6 protein-coding genes are annotated in these 5,950 nt (G+C 74.1%); 3 read left to right on the plus strand and 3 right to left on the minus strand.

Annotation, left to right across the window (positions count from 1 at the left end; translation table 11 throughout):
* The 3 genes from E1266_RS34850 to aroF form a co-directional block, all read right to left on the minus strand.
* Window positions 1–431: DUF5954 family protein (locus E1266_RS34850; RefSeq protein ID WP_207946106.1), on the minus strand; the 431-nt coding region annotated here is incomplete at its 3' end.
* A gap of 53 nt (window positions 432–484) precedes the next feature.
* Window positions 485–1,456 (minus strand): EamA family transporter, encoded by a 972-nt coding sequence (locus E1266_RS34855; RefSeq protein WP_132054472.1) that lies wholly within the window; start codon window positions 1,454–1,456, stop codon window positions 485–487.
* Between the two features lie 185 nt (window positions 1,457–1,641).
* Window positions 1,642–2,688: a 3-deoxy-7-phosphoheptulonate synthase gene (gene aroF / locus E1266_RS34860; protein WP_132054474.1), complete on the minus strand. Its 1,047-nt coding sequence runs from the start codon at window positions 2,686–2,688 to the stop codon at window positions 1,642–1,644.
* 266 nt (window positions 2,689–2,954) lie between these two features.
* On the opposite strand from aroF, the gene E1266_RS34865 reads away from it, so the two are divergent.
* The 3 genes from E1266_RS34865 to E1266_RS34875 all read left to right on the plus strand — a co-directional run bounded on the left by E1266_RS34865 (window position 2,955) and on the right by E1266_RS34875 (window position 5,882).
* On the plus strand, window positions 2,955–3,578 hold the full coding sequence (locus E1266_RS34865; protein WP_132054476.1) for a sulfite oxidase-like oxidoreductase: 624 nt from the start codon (window positions 2,955–2,957) through the stop codon (window positions 3,576–3,578).
* Between the two features lie 111 nt (window positions 3,579–3,689).
* A complete protein-coding gene (locus E1266_RS34870; RefSeq protein WP_132054478.1) occupies window positions 3,690–5,012 on the plus strand; it encodes a histidine kinase in 1,323 nt (440 codons plus the stop codon).
* 75 nt (window positions 5,013–5,087) lie between these two features.
* Entirely contained in the window at window positions 5,088–5,882 is a 795-nt protein-coding gene (locus E1266_RS34875) for a LytTR family DNA-binding domain-containing protein (protein ID WP_132054480.1), read from the plus strand.
* Window positions 5,883–5,950: the final 68 nt, after the last annotated feature.

Consider the following 5,950-nt stretch of genomic DNA (forward strand, 5'->3'; position numbering starts at 1 on the left):
GGGTCGGTGTCCAGGTCCGTGGGGCGGGGCGGTTCGGGCCCGTCGGGGCCGGTGCGGACGAGCTGCTGGATCCGGACGATCCGCAGCCGCCGTCCGGATGCGGTCACCTCGTCGGCGGCCGTTTCCTGGAGGGCCTGCGCGGCGGCGTGCAGCTCCCGCGCCGCGGCGCGGTCGGCGGAGGCGGCGAGGTCCAGCAGGTGGCCGGCGAGGAGTTCGCGGGCGCCCTGCGGCAGCGGGTCGCACGGGCACACGACCCGCCACCCGCCCGTGACCTGCTCGGCCGCGGTGAACAGCGCGCCGACGGCCACGAGTTCCGGGTAGGCCGACAGGGCGCGGCACGCGTCCGCCAGCATCACGGCGGCGACCGGGTCGACGCCGTCGAGGTTTTCCGGGAACAGCCGCCCCCCGGCGTCACCATCGCCCGTTGTCATGCCGGACATCATCCTCGCCGCGCCCGCCGCGGCCAATGGTCCAGACCAATTTGTTACCGCGCTGTGCGTGTTCTCTGCCTCCGCAGTGATCCCCGCGCCGGCGCGACGAGGACGACGAGGCTCGCCGCCAGCAGCGCGACCCCGGCCGCCGCGAGCCCGCCCAGGGCCTCGTCCAGGAGGACGGTCCCGAGCACGGCGGCGACGGCCGGTTCCGCGAGCGTCAGCGTCGTCGCGGTCGTGGCGGGCGTGCCGCGGAGGCCCCGGGCGAACAGCAGGTAGCCGAGGCCCGTGGTGATCACGCCGAGGTACAGCGCGATCAGGGCGCCGGAGCCGGTGAGCAGCCATCCCGCGGGCGCGGCCAGCAGCACCGGAACGAGCGGCACGGCCGCCGCCGCGAACAGCGCCCCGGCGACCGCCCGGTCGTCCTCGCCGCGGGTGATGAGCACGGACGCCGCCGTCGCGTAGACCGCGTACGCCAGCCCGGCGAGCAGCGCCAGCGCGATGCCGGCCGGTTCCACCCCCGTCTCCTGCCCGCCATCGGCGAGCCCGCCGCCGATGAGGAGGGTGCAGCCCGTTACGGCGCCCGCGGTGGCGAGCGCCCAGCGCCCGGTGAGGACGGTCCGCCGGGCCGCCAGCCCGATCAGGCCGGTGAAGACGGGCGCGCTGCCGATGGTGACGATCGTGCCGGCGGCGACGCCCGTGCGGCCCGCGGCGACGAAGAACGCGGTCTGGTACACGGCGATCGCGCCGGCCCCCAGGGCGAGGAGCGGCAGGTTGCGGCGGTGGGCGGTCAGGCGGCGCAGCCCCTCGCGGCGGGTGGCGACGGCGAGGGCGAGCAGCGTCAGCCCGCCGATGATGATGCGGATCGCGGCGACGGAGAAGGGGGAGGAACCGTCCGCGAAGGTCTGGACGGTCCCGGTCGTCCCCCACAGGGACGCCGCGACGAGGATGCCCGCACCCCCGGCGCGGGCGCGGGCGGGGGAGTCGGTTCCGGACGCGCGCCGGACGAACGTTCGCTGTGACACGAGGAGATGCTCCTGGGCTCGAATCGGGAGAGAAGATCCGGATTCGGGGCGCAGGAACGCACGGCCCCGGCACACGCGGTGCCGGGCCGTGTCAGGGCTCGGTGGCGGTGCGGTCGCCGCGCCCCGTCAGGAGCGCGGCGGTCCGCAGTCGGGGGTCCAGTACGCCATGCCCCCGACGATACCCGTCAGGCGGGGACGGTGTCGGTGTCGGCGGCGCGGGTGAGCGACCGCCCGACGATGGGGGGCAGGTCGCGGACGAGCTTGGCGAGCTCGCGCAGGTCGCCGTCCACGAGGGCCTGCGGGCCGTCGCACAGCGCGGTCTCCGGGTGCGGGTGCACGTCGATGATCACGCCGTCGGCGCCCGCCGCGATCGCCGCGCGGGTCAGCGGCAGGACGAGGTCGCGGCTGCCGCCCGAGTGCGACGGGTCCACGATGACCGGCAGGTGGGAGAGGCGCTGCGCCACCGGCACCGCGGAGATGTCGAGGGTGTTGCGGGTGGCCTTCTCGAACGTGCGGATGCCGCGCTCGCACAGCACGATGTCGAGGTTGCCGCGCTGGGCGACGTACTCGGCCGCCATCAGCCACTCCTCGATCGTCCCGTTCATGCCGCGCTTGAGCATCACGGGCTTGCCGGACTCGCCGGCGGCCTGCAGCAGCGAGAAGTTCTGCGCGTTGCGGGTGCCGATCTGCAGCATGTCCGCGTAGGAGGCGACGAGGTCGACGTCGCCGGCGTCCACCACCTCGGTCACGATCGGCATGCCGGTCTCCTCCCGCACGTCCGCGAGGATGCGCAGGCCGGCCTCGCCGAGGCCCTGGAACGCGTACGGGGAGGTCCGCGGCTTGAACGCGCCGCCGCGCAGCAGCGTCGCGCCCGCCGCCTGCGCCATCTGCGCGGCGCCGAGGGTCTGCTCGGGGGTCTCCACCGCGCACGGCCCGGCGATCAGCGTCATGGTGCCGGGGCCGACCGGCACCCCGCCGACCTGGACGATCGAGCGTTCGGCGTGGTTCTCCCGGCTCACCAGCTTGTAGGGCGCCGAGATGCGGATGACGTCGTTGACGCCCCGCATACCGCGCAGGTTCAGCGAGCCGAACTGCTGAACGTCGCCGACGAGCCCGACGATGGTCCGCTCCACGCCGCGGCTGACGAAGGCGTCACCCCCCGCCGTCTCGACAAGTGAGACGACGGCGTTGACGTCCGCTTCGTTGGCCTCCGGGGCCATGACGACGACCATTGGTGTGCTGCCTCTCCGTTACGCCCGGGATCCCGGTGACCCGCGGCCAACCCCTGAAACGGCGAAAGCCCCGGGCCGACCGGCCCGGGGCTTCTCGTCTCGTGGTCTGTCAGCGCAACGTCCGGCAGACCAGCCGCCCGGGCTGGTCGAACCAAAAGAAATAGACGACGTTGCGCACGTGCTCAGGTTAGCCGACTTTCCCGGTGCGGTGCGCACGCGACCCCGAATATGGCTCAGCTCACCCCGGATGGCAGGATGGCGGCGTCATGTCCCACCCCGAACAGTCCGCACCGTCGCCGCGCGACCTGCCGCCCGGCCAGTACATCCCCCGGGGCTGGCCCGTCCTCCACTACGGCCCCGTGCCCAAGTTCCGTCCCAAGGACTGGGATTTCCGGGTCTTCGGCGCGACCGCGTCGGGGGAGCAGCACCGCTGGACCTGGGACGAGTTCGACGCGCTGCCGAGGAGCCGCGCCGTCGCCGACTTCCACTGCGTCACGAAGTTCACCATCCCGGACAACGAGTGGGAGGGCGTCCCCGGCTCGGCCATCGTGGAGCTCGCGCCGCCCGCGCCGGACGTCACGCACGTGATGGTCTGGGCGGAGTACGGCTACAGCGCCAACATCCGGATGAGCGACTTCCTCGCCGACACGACGATGTTCGCCACCCACCGGGACGGCGAGCGGCTCACCCCCGACCACGGCTTCCCCCTCCGCGTCGTGGTCCCGCACCTGTACGCGTGGAAGAGCGTCAAGTGGGTCCGGGGCGTGGAGTACCTCGTGCGGGACCGCCGCGGCTTCTGGGAGGAGCGCGGCTACCACAACGTCGCCGACCCGTGGCGGGAGCAGCGGTACTCCTACCAGGAGGACGAGGGCGAGGCCCCGCCGCTGTGAGACCTGCCCCCAGGGGCTGGAACGGGCGGGGTGGCCGTGTCCGGCCTTCCGGGCTTCGTAAATGGACGACATCCGGGCCCGCGCGGGGGGCAGGCATTACCGTAAGTTGCCATGATCCTACCCTCCGTCGCGGACACGGTGGCGTGCGCCGTGGCCGCCGGCACCGCCACCGGCGCCTGGGCGCTGCGCCGCCGGCTGCCCGACCTGCGCCGCGTGCCCGCCGACACGGCCGAGAAGACGGCGTTCGCGGCGCTGCACGCGGCCGTGCGCGCGTCGTCGCCGCTGCGCGCCGGGCTGACGGAGGAGACCGCGCGCAAGGCCGCCAGGAGGCTCAGGCCGCTGCTGGGCGCGGAGGCCGTCGCGCTGGTCGGGGTTTGGCCGCCGGAGGACGGCGGCGGCTTCGGTGAGGACGACGGTGATCGCGGGGAGGCCCGTGAGGCACCGCGGCTACTGGTGTGGGACGGGGCGGGCCGTGACCGGCACGCGGCGGACGCCGTCCAGCACGCCCTCCCGGTGCTCGCCTCGGGGCGGCCCCGGGTGCCGCCGCCCGAGTCGATCGGCTGCGACGACCCGGAATGCGGCGTGCAGGCGGCGCTGGTCGCCCCCCTCTCCGTCGAGGGACGCGTCGCGGGGACGCTCGCCGCGTACTGGCGGCACCCGTCCGCGGCGCGCGTCCGCGCCGCCGGGGACGCGGCCCGCCTCCTCACCGGCCAGCTGGAGCTCGCCGGGCTCGACACCGCGCGCATCCGCCTGGCCGAGGCCGAGCTGCGGGCCCTGCGCGCGCAGATCTCGCCCCACTTCGTCTACAACTCGCTGACGACGATCGCCTCGTTCGTCCGGACCGATCCCGAGCGCGCCCGCGAACTCCTGCTGGACTTCGCCGACTTCGCCCGCTACTCCTTCCGCAACCCGCGCGACTTCACCACGCTCGCCGACGAGCTGCGCTCCATCGACCGGTACCTGCTGCTGGAACGGGCCAGATTCGGGGACCGGCTGCAGTGCCGGGTCGAGATCGCGCCCGAGGTGCTGCCGGTCGCGGTGCCGTTCCTGGCGCTCCAGCCGCTCGTCGAGAACGCCGTCCGGCACGGCATGGCCGGGACGGGCGCCGGCCGGGCCTGCCACATCTCGATCATCGCGCGCGACTCCGGCGCCGAGGCGGCGATCAGCGTCGAGGACGACGGCGTCGGCATGGACCCGGAACGCCTCGCGGAGATCCTTTCCGCGCCCGTGGGCCGCCCCGGACCCACCGGGTGGGGGAGCGTGGCGCCGAGCCCCCGGCGGGAAGGGGCGGGTATCGGACTCGCCAACGTCGACGAGCGGATGCGCCAGTTCTACGGGGAGGAGTACGGGCTGACCGTCGAGACCGCCCTCGGCGCGGGGACGAAGGTGAATCTGCGCGTACCGAAATACCGTCCGGGGTCATTTTCGGACTGACCGATGACCACGCGACACCGTACTCACTTTGTGGAATCGATTGCGGACAGACGGTAATCGCGGCAAAGTCGCCTCATGCTCCACGTCCTGGCCGTCGACGACGAACGCCCCGCCCTGGAGGAGCTGACCTATCTGCTCCGCAGGGATTCGCGGATCGGCCGGGTCAGCAGCGCCGGCGACGCCTCGTCCGCGCTGCGCGACCTGAGCCGGATGCTCGTCGAGGGCGAACGCCTCGACGCCGTTTTCCTCGACATCCGCATGCCCGGCCTCGACGGGCTCGACTTCACCCGCCTGCTGACCGGCTTCGCCGCGCCCCCGCACGTCGTCTTCGTGACCGCCCACGACGACTGCGCCGTCACCGCCTACGAGCTCGGCGCCCTCGACTACCTGCTGAAGCCCGTGCGCCCCGAGCGGCTCGCCGAGTCGGTCCGCCGGGTCGCCGCGGCCGCCGGGCGGGCCGCCCCGCCCGACGAGGAGGCCCGCGACCCCGAGGACGAGATGATCCCCGTCGAGCTCGGCGGCCGCACCCGGCTCGTGTCCCGCCGGTCGGTCACCCATGTCGAGGCGCAGGGCGACTACGTGCGGCTGCACACCGCCGACGGCGGCTACCTCGTCCGGATGCCGCTGTCGGCGCTGACCAAGCGGTGGGAGGCCGCCGGGTTCATCCGGATCCACCGCAGCACGCTCGTCGCGTCCGCGCACGTCACCGAGCTGCGCTTCGACGGCGGGCGCGCGGCCGTCCAGATCGGCGACGAGCTGCTGCAGGTCAGCCGCCGCCACACCCGCGAGGTGCGGGACCGGCTCGTCCGCAAGTTCCACCGGCCGGGCGAGGACGACGCCCCCGCCGGGTCCGGACCCGATGGCCGATGACCACCCTGCCACCGCCGACCGGACGGCGACCACCCGCCCCACGACCGTCACCGCGCCCACACCTCGGC

Source organism: Actinomadura sp. 7K534, assembly GCF_004348575.1.
GTDB lineage: Bacteria > Actinomycetota > Actinomycetes > Streptosporangiales > Streptosporangiaceae > Spirillospora > Spirillospora livida.

Excerpts from the sequence above, each read along its gene's own strand:
- E1266_RS34870 (WP_132054478.1), top strand. The coding sequence starts at position 3,690 with ATGATCCTACCCTCCGTCGCGGACACGGTGGCGTGCGCCGTGGCCGCC.
- E1266_RS34875 (WP_132054480.1), top strand. The coding sequence starts at position 5,088 with ATGCTCCACGTCCTGGCCGTCGACGACGAACGCCCCGCCCTGGAGGAG.
- E1266_RS34865 (WP_132054476.1), top strand. The coding sequence starts at position 2,955 with ATGTCCCACCCCGAACAGTCCGCACCGTCGCCGCGCGACCTGCCGCCC.
- aroF (WP_132054474.1), bottom strand. The coding sequence starts at position 2,688 with ATGGTCGTCGTCATGGCCCCGGAGGCCAACGAAGCGGACGTCAACGCC.